16 protein-coding genes and 6 pseudogenes are annotated in these 18,747 nt (G+C 39.5%); 8 read left to right on the top strand and 14 right to left on the bottom strand.

Annotated elements, in window-relative coordinates; all coding sequences use genetic code 11:
• Positions 1 to 54 precede the first annotated feature (54 nt).
• From WKK05_RS15660 to WKK05_RS15645, 4 genes and pseudogenes are all read left to right on the top strand, one after another.
• Entirely contained in the window at positions 55 to 786 is a 732-nt protein-coding gene (locus tag WKK05_RS15660) for a SagB/ThcOx family dehydrogenase (protein ID WP_341530536.1), read from the top strand.
• Between the two features lie 37 nt (positions 787 to 823).
• Positions 824 to 1,372: a hypothetical protein gene (locus WKK05_RS15655; protein WP_341530535.1), complete on the top strand. Its 549-nt coding sequence runs from the start codon at positions 824 to 826 to the stop codon at positions 1,370 to 1,372.
• 97 nt (positions 1,373 to 1,469) lie between these two features.
• Positions 1,470 to 1,674, top strand: a pseudogene (locus WKK05_RS15650) (transposase); the annotation flags it as partial.
• Positions 1,623 to 1,814: a hypothetical protein gene (locus WKK05_RS15645; RefSeq protein ID WP_341531306.1), complete on the top strand. Its 192-nt coding sequence runs from the start codon at positions 1,623 to 1,625 to the stop codon at positions 1,812 to 1,814. The pseudogene WKK05_RS15650 and the gene WKK05_RS15645, both read left to right, overlap by 52 nt.
• Positions 1,815 to 2,550: 736 nt before the next feature.
• Here WKK05_RS15645 and WKK05_RS15640 read toward each other — a convergent pair.
• From WKK05_RS15640 to WKK05_RS15620, 5 genes and pseudogenes are all read right to left on the bottom strand, one after another.
• A complete protein-coding gene (locus WKK05_RS15640; RefSeq protein ID WP_341530534.1) occupies positions 2,551 to 3,600 on the bottom strand; it encodes an alpha/beta fold hydrolase in 1,050 nt (349 codons plus the stop codon).
• A gap of 870 nt (positions 3,601 to 4,470) precedes the next feature.
• A complete protein-coding gene (locus WKK05_RS15635; protein WP_341530533.1) occupies positions 4,471 to 7,920 on the bottom strand; it encodes a GAF domain-containing protein in 3,450 nt (1,149 codons plus the stop codon).
• Between the two features lie 190 nt (positions 7,921 to 8,110).
• Positions 8,111 to 8,636: pseudogene (locus tag WKK05_RS15630) on the bottom strand (ATP-binding protein).
• Positions 8,637 to 8,823: 187 nt separating this feature from the next.
• Positions 8,824 to 9,846: a PleD family two-component system response regulator gene (locus WKK05_RS15625; protein WP_341530532.1), complete on the bottom strand. Its 1,023-nt coding sequence runs from the start codon at positions 9,844 to 9,846 to the stop codon at positions 8,824 to 8,826.
• 233 nt (positions 9,847 to 10,079) lie between these two features.
• Positions 10,080 to 10,328, bottom strand: coding sequence for a helix-turn-helix transcriptional regulator (locus tag WKK05_RS15620; protein ID WP_341530531.1), 249 nt, complete (start codon positions 10,326 to 10,328; stop codon positions 10,080 to 10,082).
• 254 nt (positions 10,329 to 10,582) lie between these two features.
• Between WKK05_RS15620 and WKK05_RS15615 the strand changes: the two genes are divergently transcribed.
• Positions 10,583 to 10,852, top strand: coding sequence for a hypothetical protein (locus WKK05_RS15615; RefSeq protein ID WP_341530530.1), 270 nt, complete (start codon positions 10,583 to 10,585; stop codon positions 10,850 to 10,852).
• 39 nt (positions 10,853 to 10,891) lie between these two features.
• On the opposite strand, the gene WKK05_RS15610 is transcribed toward WKK05_RS15615, so the two are convergent.
• From WKK05_RS15610 to WKK05_RS15595, 4 genes and pseudogenes are all read right to left on the bottom strand, one after another.
• The gene (locus tag WKK05_RS15610; RefSeq protein WP_341530529.1) at positions 10,892 to 11,107 is read right to left on the bottom strand and encodes a hypothetical protein; all 216 of its coding nucleotides are present in this window, start codon (positions 11,105 to 11,107) and stop codon (positions 10,892 to 10,894) included.
• A 3-nt stretch (positions 11,108 to 11,110) separates the two neighbouring features.
• Positions 11,111 to 11,194, bottom strand: a pseudogene (locus WKK05_RS15605) (hypothetical protein); the annotation flags it as partial.
• A 51-nt stretch (positions 11,195 to 11,245) separates the two neighbouring features.
• Positions 11,246 to 11,407, bottom strand: a complete 162-nt coding sequence (locus tag WKK05_RS15600) for a hypothetical protein (protein WP_341530528.1) — start codon at positions 11,405 to 11,407, stop codon at positions 11,246 to 11,248.
• 122 nt (positions 11,408 to 11,529) lie between these two features.
• Positions 11,530 to 12,258, bottom strand: a pseudogene (locus WKK05_RS15595) (IS1 family transposase).
• 71 nt (positions 12,259 to 12,329) lie between these two features.
• Between WKK05_RS15595 and WKK05_RS15590 the strand changes: the two are divergent.
• Positions 12,330 to 12,623: pseudogene (locus tag WKK05_RS15590) on the top strand (site-specific integrase); the annotation flags it as partial.
• Positions 12,624 to 13,131: 508 nt separating this feature from the next.
• Here the strand turns inward: WKK05_RS15590 and WKK05_RS15585 are convergent.
• From WKK05_RS15585 to WKK05_RS15570, 4 genes are all read right to left on the bottom strand, one after another.
• A complete protein-coding gene (locus WKK05_RS15585; protein ID WP_341530527.1) occupies positions 13,132 to 13,848 on the bottom strand; it encodes a transposase family protein in 717 nt (238 codons plus the stop codon).
• 288 nt (positions 13,849 to 14,136) lie between these two features.
• Entirely contained in the window at positions 14,137 to 16,215 is a 2,079-nt protein-coding gene (locus WKK05_RS15580) for an ATP-binding protein (protein ID WP_341530526.1), read from the bottom strand.
• A 191-nt stretch (positions 16,216 to 16,406) separates the two neighbouring features.
• A complete protein-coding gene (locus tag WKK05_RS15575) occupies positions 16,407 to 16,664 on the bottom strand; it encodes a hypothetical protein (RefSeq protein WP_341530525.1) in 258 nt (85 codons plus the stop codon).
• An 89-nt stretch (positions 16,665 to 16,753) separates the two neighbouring features.
• A complete protein-coding gene (locus WKK05_RS15570) occupies positions 16,754 to 16,927 on the bottom strand; it encodes a hypothetical protein (protein WP_341530524.1) in 174 nt (57 codons plus the stop codon).
• Between the two features lie 500 nt (positions 16,928 to 17,427).
• Here WKK05_RS15570 and WKK05_RS15565 point away from each other — a divergent pair, with 500 nt between their 5' ends.
• The gene (locus WKK05_RS15565) at positions 17,428 to 17,601 is read left to right on the top strand and encodes a CopG family transcriptional regulator (protein ID WP_341530523.1); all 174 of its coding nucleotides are present in this window, start codon (positions 17,428 to 17,430) and stop codon (positions 17,599 to 17,601) included.
• Positions 17,602 to 17,885: 284 nt separating this feature from the next.
• The gene (locus WKK05_RS15560; RefSeq protein ID WP_341530522.1) at positions 17,886 to 18,140 is read left to right on the top strand and encodes a hypothetical protein; all 255 of its coding nucleotides are present in this window, start codon (positions 17,886 to 17,888) and stop codon (positions 18,138 to 18,140) included.
• A 154-nt stretch (positions 18,141 to 18,294) separates the two neighbouring features.
• Here the strand turns inward: WKK05_RS15560 and WKK05_RS15555 are convergent.
• Positions 18,295 to 18,717, bottom strand: a pseudogene (locus WKK05_RS15555) (winged helix-turn-helix domain-containing protein); the annotation flags it as partial.
• Positions 18,718 to 18,747: the final 30 nt, after the last annotated feature.

Genomic DNA, 18,747 nt, shown 5'->3' with positions numbered 1-18,747 from the left:
AAGCAAGCTACGTAATTCGTAATTTGTAGTTCGGAAGATGAGGAAATCAAAGCGATGTACAAAGTTAACGAACCACTGGAGTTAGCTCTTTTGTATCATTTGAACTCTCCAGTACCCCAAAGTTATGTCAAGCGTGTATCGGCTACTGAAATGCGGTATCTGCCAGAGGCTGCTTTTCTGGAACTACCGCCAGCACCACGTGATAATCCACTGACTGAGCTTTTGCAGCGACGTTGCTCTGTGCGATCGTTTGAGAATACAGTCATGCCACTGATCTCATTGGCTCAGCTACTAGATGCAGGATGCGGCATCAATGGGTTGCGTGAAATAGATGGTTACATCTATGAAGCTCGAAACTCCCCCTCTGCGGGAGGACTTTATCCAATTGAAATTTTCGTATCCACCCAGGCGGTAGAAGGTCTAGCTGCCGGATTGTATCACTATGAAGCCCGTGGTCACGGGTTGCATCGAGTCAATGATGCCGTGCCAGCAGACTTTGTAGAACCCTTATTGCAACAAGATTACGCAGTTAATGCTAATGCTCTGTTCGTATTTACATCTGTATTTATGCGATCAATGTGTAAATACGGTGCGCGCGGCTACCGCTTTGCGCTTTTGGAAGCTGGTCATCAGGCTGAAAATATGTGTCTAATGGCTGTGCAATTGGGACTCGACAGTCTTTGTATCGGTGGATTCCATGACATGAGCATGAACGCCATGTTGGGTATTGACGGGAGACATCATGCCGCGGTTTATTGTGTTGCAGTTGGTACTCGTAGCGAGTAACAATTATCATTTTAAGACGTCTAATTGAAGCCAAAACATGATTAGACAATATAAATTATTCTCAAAACAGCCTAACCAACTAGCTAAATTATTAATTCTAGCTATTTCAATAGTTGTTGTAACAGCCCAAGAGGTTTTAGCCATACCTCTGGAACCTATTCTTAATCAAAAAGCTATACTTCTTTTAGAAGAATTGTTGGGGATTGACTCTAACAATCAAGCAGCACCGTCTGTCAATCAACCTTGGACAAACACACAGCAAGAAACTAACTTTCCTTCTGCATATCCAACCTTTTCTGTACCAAACTACGCACCAACTTATTCAGAAGGCCATACGGGATGTCCACCAAACTTTCCCGTACCAACCTACATACCGATTTATCCGCAAGGGTATCCAGGATCTTCGCAAGTATCACCGGGTTTTGCTGCACCAACCTATATACCGATTTATCCGCAAGGGTATCCAGGATCTTTACCAGGTTCTCCGCAAGTATCACCGGGTTTTGCCGCACCAACCTACGTACCGATTTACCCGCAAGTATCACCAGGTTTTCCTGTGCCAACTTACATACCAATGTACCCATAATATCCACTAAGAGGATGTTTGAAAAGTTAGACAGGGTGTAAAAAAGCTCTCCCAGTATAAGCTGTGAATGGATAATAAACAGCACCGAGAGAGCAACATGAGTAAAGCATACCCCAGTAACCTCACCCGAACCCAATATGAATTTCTCAGTGACATGATTCCAGAAGCAAAACCCGGTGGTCGAAAACGAGAAGTCGATATATGGGAAGTCTTGAATGCGATTTTCGCGAGTTCTGGTTGAAGGAGTGACATGGCAGGGATTACCAGGCAACTTTCCGGACTGGCAGACGGTATACACCTACAGTTTGCTTCTCAAGGCAGTAATACTGTTGTTTTAATTGACCCAGACGGCACGGCGGGTTCTGGTCGAGCCGTGAAATTAGTTACTGTAGACAATGTGTCTATCTCTGCATTAAACAAATCAGTTAACTTTGCCTTTTAATCTCACCCTCCCCTGGTACGCTTGCATGAACGCAGGTGAAAAAATAATCTTACGTCAGTGAAAAAACTGCTCTGATACAAATAACAGAGCAGCGCTTGAAATAGGAGATTAAATAACGGGACTTTTAGGTTGTCCCTGTTTTACATATAACGGGTTCGGTATGTAATACTATTCACCGTTAGCTTTATGCTTTATGCAAAAGTAACGAAAAATCTTGAAACTGCCGTCACACAAGAGTTAAGTGCCAGCATCAACACCACCCCCGATGTAACCCAAAAAGATGCGTGTAAACCATTGGTTTACATTCGTCACTGAAGCGGCATCCCATCATCGCCCCCTCAACTCCACACAGGGACGATTGCGATAGCCGTTCGCGCTAGCCAAAGGAGAAGGCTTAAGCTTCTCTTCTCTACGAGAGGCTGCGCCAACGAGACGCTTCGCGAACACTTATCGCTGTTTAATGGATATAGTTTACACAACGTTGAAACGCTGTTGCTGATTATTCTTTAAAATTACTAAAGAATAATTAGAGCATATAACTCTACTAGCTACTCTCCTGCTCCTGCTTACTCTCTCGAAAATATGCTTCCGCCAGCTTGATTATTCTTTTCTGAGGGAGAAATATTTTATACGTTGTTAAGTACCTATGTAAATTATTTACACAACGTTGCCAAAAGCTTTGTGAGAAGAACGGTGTTGTTGTTTTTATGTATTTATTTCTTGGATCTCTCTTAAGTTACTTTTCGTTTGCTTCAATAAAGCGATCGCTCCATTGAGCAGCAACTTCATACCACCGAAATGCATTAAAATGAAGATTGATAGAGTGTCCAGCTTCTTTTTGAACATAGACTTGCAATCGCGCTTGAGATGAGAAAAATGGCGCTTCAGACACTGCCACGTTTTCTTGACTACAGATGTTGTCAGCGCAGAAAAAATTATCCTTTTGTCCAATTACTAGCAAAACTGGAACGCGGATTTGTGTTGAAGTTTTGGAGGTAACAGCTGCGAAAAATGTTTCTCCTTCGCCACTTGTCAATGTCTGTTTAGTCTCTTCATCTGTATTGATGACTTGACCATCAGCATAGGACTGGTTATAAAGCAACTGCCCTCGTGTTCCTGGTAAAGTTGTCAGATACCCATTTGGTAAGTTCTGTGAGCTAAACTGTGAGTCAGATTGTGCCGGATATAAAAATCCCACTAGGTTTTGTAGTTCTGGAGTTAGCTTGTGCAAAAATCCAGATATGATAACCCCATCTGCACCACCGTACTGGGTTGCTTCTTCAATCACAACAATAGAGCCAAAGGAATGTCCGACATTAATAATGTGCTTGAATTTCAGATTATTGATCTTACCGTTCCGTAATGCCTGATCTACCTGATTCAATACGAAGGCGTTTGATTGCACAGTCACTTTGTCAGCAGGAGGGCGAGAACTATTGCCAATTCCAATTCTGTCAATGTTAAACGTGGCATTACCAGCTTTTGTTAAGGCCTTCACATAAGAGTAACGCTCTTTTTGGGATGAAAAATCCCAGTAGTTATGATCGTACGTAATGCCTGATACTAATACATGAATAGTCTTTTTATTGAGATTTTTTTGCCCACAAAGTTCACCATAAATTCGATATTGTTTTGTTTCTCCAGGTGCAAGTGCTACAGGCAAGTAAGTTTTATAACACCTGATAGAATTAAAAGCTTCTGATTTTGCAGTTCTAGTTGAAAAAGGTTGTAAAATTAATACAGAGGCTCCAAACAAAGACAATAGAATTTGAAAAAATATTTTCATGTTCTCCTTACAGTTATTTTGATTATTAAGTGTGTAGTGTAAAAGCAAGTATTAGACTTTATTAAAAGTAATCCATAGTAATTGTTTAAAACAGCTAAAAATCTGACGCTGAGATAGTAGAAATTCAGAAAACTAATAAAAAATATTTAGTCTTTAGTAAATTTTTATTTATAGTTAATTACTAACAGTTTTTATATAGTTTGTCTAGCTTTTAAGAAAACAACCCACTATTCCCACTTAACCTACTTTAAAAAACTTAAAGTTTATAAAAATAAAGAGTATAACTACCTCAAAAGCTAGCCACTTTCTCAGAGAATTACGAATACCTTCAGGAATCCTTACTGTTTTGTCTTATATCTGGCTACCATTACCTCTACACTTGGTTTTAGGTAAAGGAGATCGAAGAAATAAAATGCAAGCGCTCCTTCTCCTACAAAGATGCCTTGGCGCGAGTCAGGAACAATTTTAAGGTGTTACAACCAGACTAGTAGTCTGCCAACCCAAAATTGTTGGGTGAGAGCTGGGGAAAGGGGAAAGGTTAAAGGGTAAGGGATTTAAACCTTTCCCCTTACCCTTTACCCCGCCAAGTTCTCTTGGCGTACTACTAAATGCATCTAAAGTATAATAATCCTTTAATAGCAAGGATTTAGATTTCCTCAAGAGCTTCCAATTCTTCCCTTTCTCCCCCTGCTTCCCCATCCTCCCCTGCTCAAGAACAGCCTATTTCACGAGGATCTCACTTTTTCGCGTTGCTCCCATTCTACTTGTGTCCGCAATCGCGAGATATGCACATTCACCACACAGATGTCTGCATGATACCCTGGTACATAACCGCATACTTTAAGCTTTGTGGATTCCTCTTGTATCGCTTCATAGGTTTGCTATTTTGACTCCAGATTGTTTAATTGGAATGTCAATCAGAAACTCAGCACCCTCGTTAGGTTGAGATAAGCACTGTAATTTGCCTCCATGCTTTTCTACAATTTGGTAACTAATCGAAAGTCCTAAACCTGTACCTTGACCCACAGGCTTTGTTGTAAAAAATGGATTGAAAAGCTTAGCTTGTACCTCTTTTGTAACGCCGACTCCATTATCCTTAATGGAGATTTGCACCCAATCCGGGGCTATCATCTGTGTTTTTATAATGATCATTGGATGGTGTTTCTTTGCGCCTAATTTAGCAGACTGACGGCATAAATCCTCCATCGCGTCAAGCGCATTTGCTAACAGGTTCATAAATACTTGATTGAGTTGTCCCGCAAAACACTCTACAAGCGGTAATTCGCCATACTGTTTAACGATCTCAACACCTGAATGCAATGAATTAGCCTTCAAGCGATGCTGCAATATTAATAAGGTACTATCGAGTCCCTCCCTGAGATCCACAGGTTTAACCTGGGCTTGGTCGAGACGAGAGAAATTTCGCAACGAAAGAACAATTTCACTAATTCGTTCAGTACCTACTTTCAGCGAAGAAAACAGCTTAGGCAAATCTTCAGCGATGAATTCTAAATCTGACAATTTTGCCTGTTGTTGAATTTGCAGATTCGGTTCCGGATATACCTGTTGATAAAGAATAAGCATCTCTATCAAATTTTGCGTATATTCATGAATATGAGTGATATTGCCATAGATAAAGCTGACTGGATTGTTTATTTCATGAGCAACCCCTGCTACTAGTAATCCTAAACTCGACATCTTTTCGCTGTGAATCAGATGAGCTTGAGTTTGCTGCAAATGCTCAAGCGCTTCGGAAAGTTGCTTGGCTTGCTGCTGTGTCTGGTTGAGCAGTACCGCGTGTTGTACAGCAACTCCTAACTGAGAAGCAATTTGGCTGACAAATTCGATTTCAGACTCTTGCCACTCGCGTGATATTTGGCATTGATGAATACACAGTAAACCCCATAGTTGCCCTTGCTTGCTCATGGGAACTACTAAGTTCGCTCTAACTTGGAAGCGAGACAGCATCGAAACATAACAATCGTCTAACTCGCTGTTATAAATATCAGTGACTGCATGAATGTAGCCTTGGCTGAATTTCTGACTATACTCCTCACCCAAGCAACGATCATACACCTTTACCGTTAAGGTCGAGGGAAAACACGACGCTACATCTTCTGCAATCACTTCCCCACCGCCATAGTTCGATTCCGAATAGAAACGAAAGACCACAACACGATCTGCATTGAGTACTTGGCGCAGTTGTTGGGTCGTAGTTTCAAAAATCGCGTTCAAGTCGAGTGATTCTCGAACTTTGGTGATTACAGTGGCTAAAGTTTGTTGTTGCTCTGCTACAAGCGCTAATTGTCTGGTTTGCGCTTGAACTTGTTCTACGTACTCCGCTTGTTGCAACGCCACTCCCAGCTGAGTTGCTATTTGCGTAAAAAACTCGACTTCTAAAGCTTGCCAATGCCGAGGGCTTGAATGTTGATATGTTCCGAATAAACCCCATAGTTGTTGCCCAACAAAAATTGGCACTATCATCAAGGCTTTGATATGAAATTGTTCAAGTATATCAAGGTGGCATTGGGTAAATCCAATGCTATAGATATCATCAATTACAAAAGTTTCATTATTGCGATAGCGTCCGCCTTGCGTTTGTTGTAAGTATGTATCGTTCCACACCATGCCTACTCCCAGTTTGACATTTCTCTGCCATCGGGGATTTGCAGATTCATAATCACTGACAAATTCTCCTCCCCAGTCGGCATTGAAACGATAAACTGTTACGCGATCGCTCTTGAGCAATTGGCAAACTTCCTCAGTCGTGGTTTGGAAAATAGTGCTAACGTCGAGTGACTGTCGGATATTAGCAATGATCCTCGCTAGCGCTTGCTGCCGTTCTACTGAGCGCTGTAGCTCAATAGTCGAGCATTGCAAATCTGTATTGGTCTGTTGCAGCTCAGCGGTGCGGTCGCGCACTTGTTGCTCTAGACTTGTATTCAGTAGCTGCACTTGTGCGTAAAGTCTATACTGCTTGATTGCTGTTGCAAAGCGTTCGCCTAATGCTTGTGCCAGCTTCACTTCCGATTCTGCCCACTGTTGTGCTTGCCCAGTTTTAAGTTCGCGCCATGCTGCAAAGGACTGACGTGGCATCAGTTGACGAGAATCGGTATCAACACAGCCTGCCCAAATAGTTTCAATATCCACCTCATCTCGGAAAATAGTTAAACAGCCAACAATCGTCGCCCCATGCTGTAGCGGTACAATCAACAAGCCCCGAATTTGTGTTGCTTGGAAGCTAGGAGCCAGCGAGCGCAATAAAGGTTCTTTATAAAGATCCGCGATCGCCCACAAATTCGACTCACAATTGAGTTCATTAAGTGGAGGAGTCAAAGCGTAAACAGCTCTCATCCAGTTGACTGACCAGGGTTTGGCATTGGATTTTTCTGTAGTCAGAGAAGGTAAGACAGCGGCAAAGAGATATTTCTGCCACAAGCGATGCTCCTCAATCGGTCTATTTTGTTCGATATCAAGTTGACTAGGCTGCATCCCACAGGTGTAAATTTCTAACCTTTGTTCGCCATCGGGCAGCAAGTAGAGCCGTCCTCCACAGCCTTGAAAAGCAGCTACTGTTTCTTCAAGGGCTACTTGCAGTTGCACAGTCGGTGTAGTATGTAGCTGTTCGGTTACTTGATTAATAACCGCTTCTTGACGGGCTTGCTCTCGCACTTGGCTGAGCAAAATCGATTGCGATATGGCAATCGCCAGCTGATCGACCACTGACTGAATTAATAGTAATTCCTGTTCTGTCACCACTCGTGATTCTGAATGGTGAGATACCAATAGTCCCCATAATTGAGATGATTGTTCTAGAGAAGGTAATGAATCTTTCCCTGTTTCCTTGCCTTTTAAAACAATTGGCACCACAACTGAAGACTTGACGCCCATTGCTGTCAAATATTCTACATGACAAGGATCTACGGGACGATAGCGAATATCTTGCTGGTCTAATAGTTCGCCTGTTTCTGGGCAATCGAGAGGACTGATACCTATTTCGTGTGTTGTCAGATCAACGATACATCGCTGGCGTGAGCGAATAAACAGTTCACGAGCATAGGGGGGAATATCATCTGCGGGGAAATTTAACCCCACAAGAGGCGGTAACCGACCTGACTGAATCGATTCAGCAATAACTAAACCATGACCATCACTTTGAAACTGGTAAATTTTGACGCGATCCGTTTCTAGAAACGAGCGTACTTCTGCAACTGTCGCCGACAAAATTTCTTTTAATTCTAAGGATTGCCGGATACGACTCGCAATGCGGTGTAATAAAATTTCTGGAGTTTGACTCTCTTGGTTTGATTGCGATCCCATATATTTGATTTTATTAAAAAGTTGAGTATTCTGATAATTTGTATACTTGATATATTGGTATTTAATTACTGCTAAGGTAATAGTAAAAATACGGACATTTGTCGCAGCCAAAAACAAAGTCCCTCTCAATGGATTCTCATAAGGCACTTGCCTTAAAATAAAATCTTTAATCCACCAAGGAGATGTACTGTCAATAGAATTTAATCCTAATCGGAATCAGGATTTGCAACTCTGTGCCTTGAAGCGGTTGTGTAATGCACTTCAACTGACCGCCCTGCTTGTCTATAATTTGATAGCAAATTGACATTCCTAAACCTGTACCTGAACCAACAGGTTTAGTTGTAAAGAAGGGGTCAAAGATTTTTTTCCTTTTCTGTCATTCCACAACCATTATCAATAACTCGAATCATTACTTGATCACTATCTAACATTTCAGTAGCAATGCGGATTTGGGGATTGTTATTTTTCGTTTGGGGAATTCCATTTGTTCTAATATTAATTTCTGGTATTAGGCAACCGACTATTGACTCTCTCAGAGTATCAATCGCATTAGTCAGAATATTCAGAAATACCTGATTAAGTTGCCCAGGGTAACAATCGATTTGAGGTATATCCCCATATTCTTTAATAACTTCAATATTTGGATATTCCCCTTCGCCTCTTAATTGATTTCCTAAAGTTAGCAGAGTACTATTAATCCCTTCATGAATATCCACTCTTTTGATCTCCGCTTCATCTAATCTGGAAAAATTCCGTAAGGGGATGATTAAAAAATTACTTGAGCAATAATTTTAAGAGCTTTATATATATACTTTATCTATTCACAAAAATTATGCAGAGCTTAAATTGTTGCTTATTTATTGACATTAATATATACAAAAAAATCTATCAGCATTGCCTATGCTAATTTGAAACCATGCAATTACGTCCTGCTGATTTGGCTTGGTAAAGTGCCTTATCTGCCATTGTAATCAAATCTAAAGCTGAGGACTCCCAAATCGGCATAATAGTTGCCACTCCCATACTCAAAGTGACATATTGATTTATGGCAGACCCGTCATGGATAATTTGTAAATCTCTAACTTGAGCTTGCAGACTTTTGCCAACATGAACTGCACCAGTGTTATCAGTATTCGGCATAATTACAGCAAACTCTTCTCCGCCATAACGCGCTGCTAAATCTTGAGGCTTTTGGGCAAGATATTTTAAGGCAGTGGCTACCTTTTGCAAGCAGCTATCTCCCAGAGGATGACCATATTTATCATTATAATTTTTAAAAAAGTCGATGTCGCATAAAATCAACGACAGAGGTGATTCCTCCTGCGCTAAATTAATCCACTGAGTGTTGAGATAATTATCGAAGCAGCGGCGATTAGCCAAACCTGTTAAACTATCCACATTAGCTAATTGGTGCAAAGTTTGGTTGGCTGCTTGTAATTGTTTGTGGACTTGTATTTGTTTGAGCAGTTGCCGCAATCGCCAACGCAATATCATTGGTTCAATTGGCTTTGTAATATAATCCGTTGCTCCTACATCAAAAGCACGATTTACTGAATCTTCGTCATCTAAGCTAGTAATCATTAATATTGGTGTATATTCCCATAGCTTGGAAATCATAGTATTACCCATAGTCAAGCCAATATCAAAATTTTTTAGTCCTGATATCAAATCATTTTTAGCAACTTTAACCAACTGCTCACAACAGGTAAAACCATCCATTACAGGCATGATAGCATCAAGCAAAACGATATCGGGTTTGACGCTTTCATAAGCAGCTAAGCACTGTTGACCATCAGAAACTTCAATTACTCCATAACCTTCATCTTCCATAATTTTACGCAGTAGCACTCGCATAGTCTTGTCGTTATCAACTACTAGAATTACAGGAGTTTGCTTAAAAACAGGAAATAGGTTTATGGCTGACATGAGTCGCGTGAAAGTTCTGCACACTTAATAATTACATTTGAAATCAAAATAACAACAAGCCTTCTTCCCGTTATACTTTTCTCTAACAAAGAATCCTCCCAAAGGTTTTCGCTTTTTAATACTTTTAAAAATAGTATATTAAAACTGCGATTGCTACATCAAGGTAGCGATCGCAGTATAAATCTTAAGTCAACATTAATTGTCTAAAGAACTTGTTTGGTTCTAGCTGATAACTAATTACGTAAATACTTTGCCAACAGCTTTTGCCCTTGATCATCTAACTTCTGCAACAGAGTTTCAATCTTTTGCATTGCCAGCGGCGACGGTCTGGCGTGTCCATTTTCCCATCGGTTTGCCGTGGGATAAGTAACACCCAATGATGCTGCAAATTTTTCCTGTGTTAATCCAGTACAAATACGGAGTTCTCGGATGAGCTTGCCAACTTCTGGTTGGTTGATTATCAAAGGTTTTTTGATGGACATTTAGCTCATTTCCTACTACTTTATGTGATAAGTGATATATATTTCATTACATCGTAATCACCTCAAACTCAATTGTAAGTTCGAGAATATACCGAATATTTAATTCATCCCCGTAATTTCTAAGTACTTTTACAAGGTTTGACCTCTTCCCCCTCAAAGCAATCTGCACCCATACAACAAACGGCAAGATGTGCGAAGATTTGGTTCTAACTTACTGTATTCTGGGATATCCTACCCTACTCTGTGTAACCCGAATGAATCCTATAGAAATGCGCCGACTCATCAAAAAGATTGAAAAACCAGTTCGTAAAAGAACAGAAGTAATCCCGCCGCCAGAAAACGAAATTGTTCAACCCCAAGCTGAGTTAGAACCAGTAGTTGAAGAACCCACACCACCCGCATACATCGAAGTACCTGAATCTGCATACATCCCCGAATATCGTCCTCTGCGCTCTGTGGGCAACTCTGGCTGGCAAGTGTCTGATGTGTGGCGCGATATTCGGGTGGATGACTTCTGCGGGTAAGCTAGCATTAAGTTATACATCTAACTAAAGTAATTAGCTCTAACGAACACCTGCTTTACCAAAGTGGTGTGTTAACTCCAACAGCGATCGCCCTTTCAAATCTGCGCCACTATGAATCCCCAGTGAGTGCATTTTAGCTGCTGTCACCTCGCCAATCCCGTGAAACTTTTCAATTGGCATCTGCTCTACAAATGCGATTGCTTGCTCCGGTAAAATCACCGTCAGTCCGTTGGGTTTATTTTGACCTGATGCCATTTTTGCTAGAAACTTGTTAATCGACACACCTGCGGTTGCCGTTAACTTCGTTTCCTGGAAAATTGCAGTTTTGATGTGTCTTGCGATAGTAGAAGCGTAGGTGATATTCTGCTTTGATTGGGCATCTTGATACTCCTATCAAAAACGTAAGTTGCAGATTTCTCCAACCTTGAGCTTTTGGAGTTGCTTCAATGTCTCAGGTAAGTCTGGGAAAAGATAAAGCTCTGTTGCCTCATCTTGGCTAATAGCGATCGCGCCCTTATGAATGCAATCATAAATCCAATATGGTGGAACTGACAAAGCTGTAGCAATTTGGGGAATTGTCAGATAAGGGACTTCCAGCGGGCGTTGCTGAATGAAATTCCAGCGGGCGTTGCTGAATGAAAGGATGAATAGATTTATGCGGGTACAGTTTTATACTTTCAATAATGTAGTAATAATTTAATTGAGTACCTCAGCATTTTTTCTGATTTAGAATAACACAAAGTCTTTCGGTGAAGACGTGCAAGATAATGACGTAATCTGGTATTTTCGTTTTCAACTCGCGTCATGTATGTTTTACTAACTATTTGGTCTCCATCAGGGATAAACTTTCCAGCCCTTCGGGTTCGCAGTCCCCTACAGAAGGAAACCTTCTTGCAGGGCTGTCTCACCATCTGTCACATAAAAATAACTTTTCCATTGTTTAACAATTTCCCACAATGGTTTAAATGTTTCAGCACTACGGTTCCCTAAAACCCAGGCTAAAATGCCTTGACTAAAGTGATTTACTGCTGTCCACAGCCAAATTTTGTTTTTTTTGAACTTATAAATGTTTCCAACTCATCCAATTCTCCAACCTCTGGAATAGCCTCTTCCTTTGGTACATCTGGAAGCTTTTCCCCTAATTGTTTAACCCAATAAATTATAGTAGTATGATGAACGCCTTTAACCCGTTCAATTGCTCTAAAACCCATACCGTTAAGGTACATTTTTAGGCATTCTTGTTTCAGTTCTTCAGAATATCCCTTTGGGGGATCATACACATCGATAAATTGGCGTTAGCGAAGCGGGGCGGAACGCACGTTGCAGTCAGTACAAATGTGATTTTGTTTACCTTTTCTTTTTCCATTCTTCTGGATTTGCGTAGACTCACAGTATGGACATTGCACAGTAGATGACCTCAATTCATCCCTCTATTATGCAATGCCTTTAATATTATCTTCATAAAAATAGTACAGCACTATTCACTGCCCAGCACGCGACGAGTAAAGTTGTAACCCCAGTCTCGTACAGAACAGTGAATGCAGGCTGGAGGAAAGTAGTAGATCAACATGAAGAACTTAAGGAAACTCGATTACATGACTTCCGCCATACATTTGCTACCGAACGGGTTGGTCTGATGGCAATTGAAGAGCTAAGAGCGCTGATGGGACATGAAAATATCCAAACTACCTTACGCTACCAAAAAATTACTAGTTCTAGAGCGGAATTAGTAGCTAAGACAGCTTTAAATAGTTTAGTCAAAAGTATATAAATTTTTTAGATTAAGCTATATGCGATCGCCTGAAAAAGCAGTAAATATATTTTTACAGCAGAGTATGTCACATACTCCGCATCAAGCAAGTAAGGGTTGAGAAGCGGAAAAATTTAAGTATAAATACTTACGGAATAATCGAAAAGTTGGATACTCAAGCCAAAACCAAGCGAACTTTTTCTCTGTTTCGAGGCAGTAGCTGTCAGTTTTGGCGTAGCTAAAGCCTTCACTTGTTAACCCGAAGCAACGACCAATTTGGGCATTATGGATGATTAGCTCTTGGACTTACCTTCAACACCCATTGCGCTATGAACTGTTAATCGCCTTGCTTCAATGTTCAACCAAAAGACTTGCCCGAAAACTCCAAAGCCAGACTGTTCAAAGCTTTGAGACCAAGCTTTGATATTTGCGTAAAAACGTATTTATTAGGGTTTGAGATAGTTACTGTTAGTTTAGAGGCATAAATATAAACTCCTAATTTTTAAAAATTTAAGATTATTGCTACTAGCTACATTGGCAGAATCAAGCTACCAATTCTTAATCTAACTAACCCACAGACTGTTAAAATAATCTGCTCACAAGTATCAAGTTTTAAGCGAAACCTTTGCGAGGATATGCGGAATATTTTGAGCAAGCGTATCAAATGCTCGATGAATATCCGATTACTAGATAAAGCAATATTATCATCTTTTTGCTGTTGCGTTAATTCTCGTTTTGGTTTTCTCTTATGAGGAGTAGTAATGTTTTCGCCACCTTGAAAACCTTTATCACCTGAAAATGGTTGAGATTTATCAAATTTATTTTGAGATTGACGAAACAATTTTATATTTGCTGTTGGCCCAGGAACACCTACTTCCACCTCCACAATATCTTTTCCTTCTGGCATCCCAATCATTTGGCTTTTCAAAGCATGTTGTCTTTTCTTAACGGAAAAATATTTTTGTTCTTCTTTATGATCAGAATGCCTATATATTGGCTGTTCCAGACTGTCTACCAATAGCCTAAAATTAGTTAGCACTTCTTGAACAAATAGTAAATCACTTTCATTTTTTGAGACTTGTTCTAATAAACTGGAGAGTAAGATATCTCGCAAGATTGGTATCCAGTCATGAAATGTATCATTAGCTTCCGTTTTGGAAACACCAAACAACATTCCTAATACTTGAAATGTTGGTATCTGTCTTAGATAAAACAAGTATAAACAGACTTGCTCGCTCGTTGACAACTTTGTAGGGCGACCTCCTCCTGATGCATTTATTCTAATTTTTTGACTCTACTGTTTCACTTTGATTTCTTGATGTCGCTTTTGTGCGCATTTTAACAGTGATTGGAGTTGTTCGTAACTAATTCCTAAAATTTGTTTTGTCCGGTGTGGATATTTATCAATATAATCAAAAACCATAACTAATTCTGAAAAATGGTATACGCTCAATTTAACGTTTTACCATTTTTCTTTTCCTAAGTTAATATTTCGGACAAGTCTAAAGCATTTTTCCTCAAACAGTGTAGAACTTTATTGCCTCGAATTGTTGGGGAGCAAGTATGGTAATTGAATAATGACTTCTGTTTCCCTATTTGGTTGCGAAACAACTTGAATATTTCCTTGATGTTTTTGGATAATCTGATAGCAAACGGTTAAACCTAAACCTATACCTTTGCCAATAGATTTCGTAGTGAAAAAAGGCTCGAATAATCGAGAAATATTTTGATTATCTATACCTATACCATTATCAACAACTTTTATCATCACATGATTTTTAAGGTTCTTAGTTTGAATAATAATCTTTTTATCTGACTGCTCTTGATTTAATTCAACGGCATCTATAGCATTGACTAAAATTTGCATGAATACTTGATTGAGTTGTCGAGGATAACACTCAATTAAAGGCAAATTGTCATATTCTTTAATTATCTGGATAACTGGATAATCATAATGAGGATTCAGACGATACTGTAGCAGCAATAAAGTACTATCAATTCCTTCATGAAGGTTAACTATTTTAATCTCGGCTTCATCATGGCGAGAAAAATTTCTCAAAGATAAAATAATCTCTTGAATTCGATTAGCGCCTGTGTCCATAGAAGCTATGAGTTGAGGTAAATCTTTGATTAAATAATCAAGCTCAATTTTTTCTGTATAGCTTTGAATCTCTGGATCACAATAGCGCTGCTGATAGCGATATATAAGACTTAATAAATCTTGAGTATAGTTGTTGATGTGTCTGAGATTAGCGTAGATAAAAGTAATCGGATTATTAATTTCGTGGGCGATGCCAGCAACCATATTACCTAGTGAAGACATTTTTTCTGTTTGAATTAACTGCGATTCCGCCATTTTTAGATTATGTAAAGCTGTATGCAATTGTTCAGTTTTAATCTCTAGTTCCTGATTTGTTTGTAAAAGCTCTACTGTCCGTTCTTGCACTCGTTCTTCCAATGTTTGACGAGCTAGTTCTAATTCTTCAGTGCGTTGCGCTACCCTTTGCTCTAGATTGTTGATTAGGATTGTCAAAGAATTAGCCATTTCCTGGTAAGCATTAGCCAACTGCCCAATTTCACCACCATTTTTAACACTAGGAATAGGGCTACTCAAATCACCTGCTGCTAAAGTTTTACTACGCTTTGCCAGTTGAATAATTGGGTTACTAATTTGTTGAGCTAGTAAATGAGCAATTAACACTGACAGTAGCACTGCTAAACTTAACCCAAGCCAAAATAAGCGGGTAAGAGTTAGCTTGGCCTCCTGAAAGTATTTGCCTACAATTTGGAGCTTGACAATAGCAATGGGCTTATTCCCAGAATATATAGGAGCATAAATTGTATTTAATCCCAAATCTGGCTGAATTCGATAAATTGAGCGTTTTTTATAAATATTTGCTAAAATCTCAGAATCAAAATAAGCTTTTTCCCAAATGTCTGGTTTCCAATCAGAACTACTAGATACAAAAAACTTTCCATCTAAAGAAATTATTTCCAGCCTCGTCGTCGGCTGCGAATAATTTAAAAATTGTCGCAGCCATACTTTATCCATTAATTGTCCTGCAATTAAGGTTCCAGATGGCTTTCCAGTTCCATCACTGCGGTAAATCGGTGACCCTCCCAGCAATACTAGTCCTTGTGTTCCTGTATCAATTAACTCCTGAGATAATTTATTACGATTCTTTAAATCTTTGATTTTCGCTTTTACTATTGGGAGATTTAATACCTGACTTCCAGCAGAGCCAATAATCTCTTCATTTGGGGACTGAATCACCTTTACTACATCAATATCAGTAGTGAATAATAGTTGAGCAGAAACTTCTTTTTTTATCCAACTCCGATTGGAATGTTGAACTGCATTATACAAATCAGTCCAATTAGCATAACTAGAAATTAAATTTGTTAGTCCCTTTTCTGTAGCAGCTGTGTATCCGCGAAAAGCTAACACTTGATCCTCAAGTCGAGTTTTTTCTAGTTCAATTAGTGGTTGCTCTACTAATCGCCAAACTGCACTGCTCGAAACGAAAACTGGTAATAAAGATGCTCCAAATGTAAAAACTAGAATTTTTGGTTGAAGTTTTTGCAAAAATTTTGGTCTTTTAAACTTTATCATCCGCAACTGCCTTTGACGAATTATTTGGGATTTTTAACACGCTTGATTTCAGCAACGCAGATGTCACCATAATTTACTTTAAAATTGAAAGCCTTAGCAATCAAGTGGCTTAATAGCAGCGATTGCTGGGGATATAGCGTTCAACCTTGTGAGCAAATTCATAATCCCAACTGCCTGCTAGACTTCAAGTGTTAATCTATAATTCCCAAAATAATAAAATGCCTAGCCATCTCCATCCCTTGGGCGTCTCCTTTCTTGAGAAGGAGACGAAGGCAGCGAACGATACTGCTGGAGCGATGGGCGCTTAATCGTTCCCCAGGGCGATCGCTCTGGTTATAAGTGAGAATCCTGTCCAGTATGTGATGGAACAGGTCAAGTTTCTCAACAATAGTAGCGATAGCCGTTGGCTTAAGCTCTCGCTTATCGCTCTTAAGGCGGGCGAAAAGCACTATCGCTTGCTGTCTACTGCTTCATAGCATTACTGTCTGCAATGCTTATCTAGATTTGTTTTTTGCTTTTCAAGCGTGCCATTCGATACTCAAGTCAAGACAAAGTGAGCAAGTTTCTGTTTCGAGACAGTAACTGTAGGTTTTGGCGCAGCTATAGCCTTCACTTGTTGACCCTTATGAGCGACCAACTTGGATATTACAGATGGTTGGTTACTGGGCTTCTCCTCAACACCCATTACGCCATGTTTAGGATTCATGCTCACAAGTAGTTCAGATCCTTTACAGCACTTGCTTAAAATTATTAAACCTTAAGCAAGCTAGAAAATTTTCTAGCTTGCTTAAGGTTTCGCTAAGTTATAGAGTTAAATATAGTGCTTGAATCAAAGTATATATCCAAGGTACTTAGCCAATTTCACCTTTGGGTAAAGAGCAGATAAATATTAGATGCAATTGTATGAAGACAAGATTTACTAAATTCAATTAGCAGTTATTGCTGATTATAAGTCTGTAGCTGTACTGAGCTCGATTGCGCTTTCATTAACAACACATAAAGAAATTATCAGTTACTTTTAAATGTTCTAAAATTCACCTAAATGATTTATTAATGAAGTTTTTTATTCCAAGTAAATCCCCTGGGAAAGATGTGCTAAAAATGATTTTGTAGTAACTATGCTGTGGTTAACATCTGGCGACAGTGTTATTTGTTAACTTTGCATTTGAGATGAGAAGTCTAATTTATTAAATTTGATTATTAGGGCAAGTCATGAACAAAAAATGGGCTGTCAAACGAATCACACTAAATCTCACATTTAGTGAAAGCGAAAAACTTAAACAATATTGCGCGAACACAGGTAGACCAGCAACTGATGTGATTCGGGAGTTAATTCGCTCTCTCTCCATAGCCGAGTTATCAGCGTCTCAACAGTCTACACGATGAAGACGAAGGTAGTTATATATAACTACTATCAAGCTGCTCCTTGTTAACTAAAATATCCTTGTTTAATTAGGTGTTTGTTATGTTATCAATGCGATAAAACAACCGAAACTAATGCATATATGCAACACATTCTCGTGTTGCTCTCCATTTTCTTAATTGGTTAGTCAAAATCAGCAGTATTTTTACTGGCATATTGCACTAAATTCTCTATTTTCTCCAATAGCTAAAGGTTTCCCTTTTGCTCATTGTGCTTTTAATAATCTAAATAATTTGAGGTAATAATAATGATTACAGTTGCGTTAATGTTTGATGATTCTATTTTAAATATTAGACCTGATCTTAACAACGAATCGGTGACAGTTGTTCAAATGAGCAGATTACCCAATATTGGCGAATCTGTAGAGATTTATGCAAATCAGAACGTCTATTCTCAAACAGAAAAGTTCACAGTAACTAAAGTTACTCACTGGGTTCTTTTGCAAGGAGACTTTAGAGACTCGGAGCCAAAAGCTGAAATTACTCTTGCTTTACAAAGCTAATTCGCACAAAATCTAGCACAGAGCCAGTTCGTGGCATAAATTTTGAGCATGACATCGAACTCAGGGGAGTATGATTGCACTCTCGTTATGTCGCTTCCAGGAGGTTATATAATCGATCTTCAAGGGTAAAACTCAGGGAGTGAATTTTACTTGACTAGAGTTCTGATTCAACAATCCGCTGGAAAAAATAACCCCTACCCCGCGCTGTTAAAATCAACTCTGGGTGGTTGGGGTCGGACTCTATCTTTGTCCGCAACCGCGAGATGTGCACGTCTACCACACAGGTGTCTACATTACCCCCTGGTACATAGCCCCACACTTGCTGCAACATTTCTAATCGGGAAAAGACTTGTCCAGTATCGTTTACTAACAACTCTAATAAACTAAACTCTACACCAGTCAGGCGAATCCGCTCATTGTTTTTGTAGACTTGTCACTTATTTATATCGATTTTAAGATTGCCCACATGGATTATCCCAAAATTAGGAATTGTATTGGCACTGCTTTTGTGGTCGCGTCGTCGTAGTACGCTGGCAATTCTCGCTTCTAACTCCTTTGGGGAAAAGGGTTTTATCAGAATGGCACTAAGAAAAGGTAAATGGTCGAG

This window comes from Nostoc sp. UHCC 0302 (assembly GCF_038096175.1).
Classification (GTDB): Bacteria; Cyanobacteriota; Cyanobacteriia; order Cyanobacteriales; family Nostocaceae; genus UHCC-0302.
The sequence above is the reverse complement of the archived record's forward strand: the minus strand, read 5'-3'. Positions and strand labels throughout refer to the sequence as shown.

What these genes read in the sequence shown, in the direction of transcription:
- WKK05_RS15660 (WP_341530536.1), top strand. Translation starts at nt 55, where the DNA reads ATGTACAAAGTTAACGAACCACTGGAGTTAGCTCTTTTGTATCATTTG.
- WKK05_RS15565 (WP_341530523.1), top strand. Translation starts at nt 17,428, where the DNA reads ATGAACAAAAAATGGGCTGTCAAACGAATCACACTAAATCTCACATTT.
- WKK05_RS15560 (WP_341530522.1), top strand. Translation starts at nt 17,886, where the DNA reads ATGATTACAGTTGCGTTAATGTTTGATGATTCTATTTTAAATATTAGA.
- WKK05_RS15655 (WP_341530535.1), top strand. Translation starts at nt 824, where the DNA reads ATGATTAGACAATATAAATTATTCTCAAAACAGCCTAACCAACTAGCT.
- WKK05_RS15615 (WP_341530530.1), top strand. Translation starts at nt 10,583, where the DNA reads ATGAATCCTATAGAAATGCGCCGACTCATCAAAAAGATTGAAAAACCA.
- WKK05_RS15580 (WP_341530526.1), bottom strand. Translation starts at nt 16,215, where the DNA reads ATGATAAAGTTTAAAAGACCAAAATTTTTGCAAAAACTTCAACCAAAA.
- WKK05_RS15645 (WP_341531306.1), top strand. Translation starts at nt 1,623, where the DNA reads ATGGCAGGGATTACCAGGCAACTTTCCGGACTGGCAGACGGTATACAC.
- WKK05_RS15625 (WP_341530532.1), bottom strand. Translation starts at nt 9,846, where the DNA reads ATGTCAGCCATAAACCTATTTCCTGTTTTTAAGCAAACTCCTGTAATT.
- WKK05_RS15640 (WP_341530534.1), bottom strand. Translation starts at nt 3,600, where the DNA reads ATGAAAATATTTTTTCAAATTCTATTGTCTTTGTTTGGAGCCTCTGTA.
- WKK05_RS15620 (WP_341530531.1), bottom strand. Translation starts at nt 10,328, where the DNA reads ATGTCCATCAAAAAACCTTTGATAATCAACCAACCAGAAGTTGGCAAG.
- WKK05_RS15635 (WP_341530533.1), bottom strand. Translation starts at nt 7,920, where the DNA reads ATGGGATCGCAATCAAACCAAGAGAGTCAAACTCCAGAAATTTTATTA.
- WKK05_RS15610 (WP_341530529.1), bottom strand. Translation starts at nt 11,107, where the DNA reads ATGGCATCAGGTCAAAATAAACCCAACGGACTGACGGTGATTTTACCG.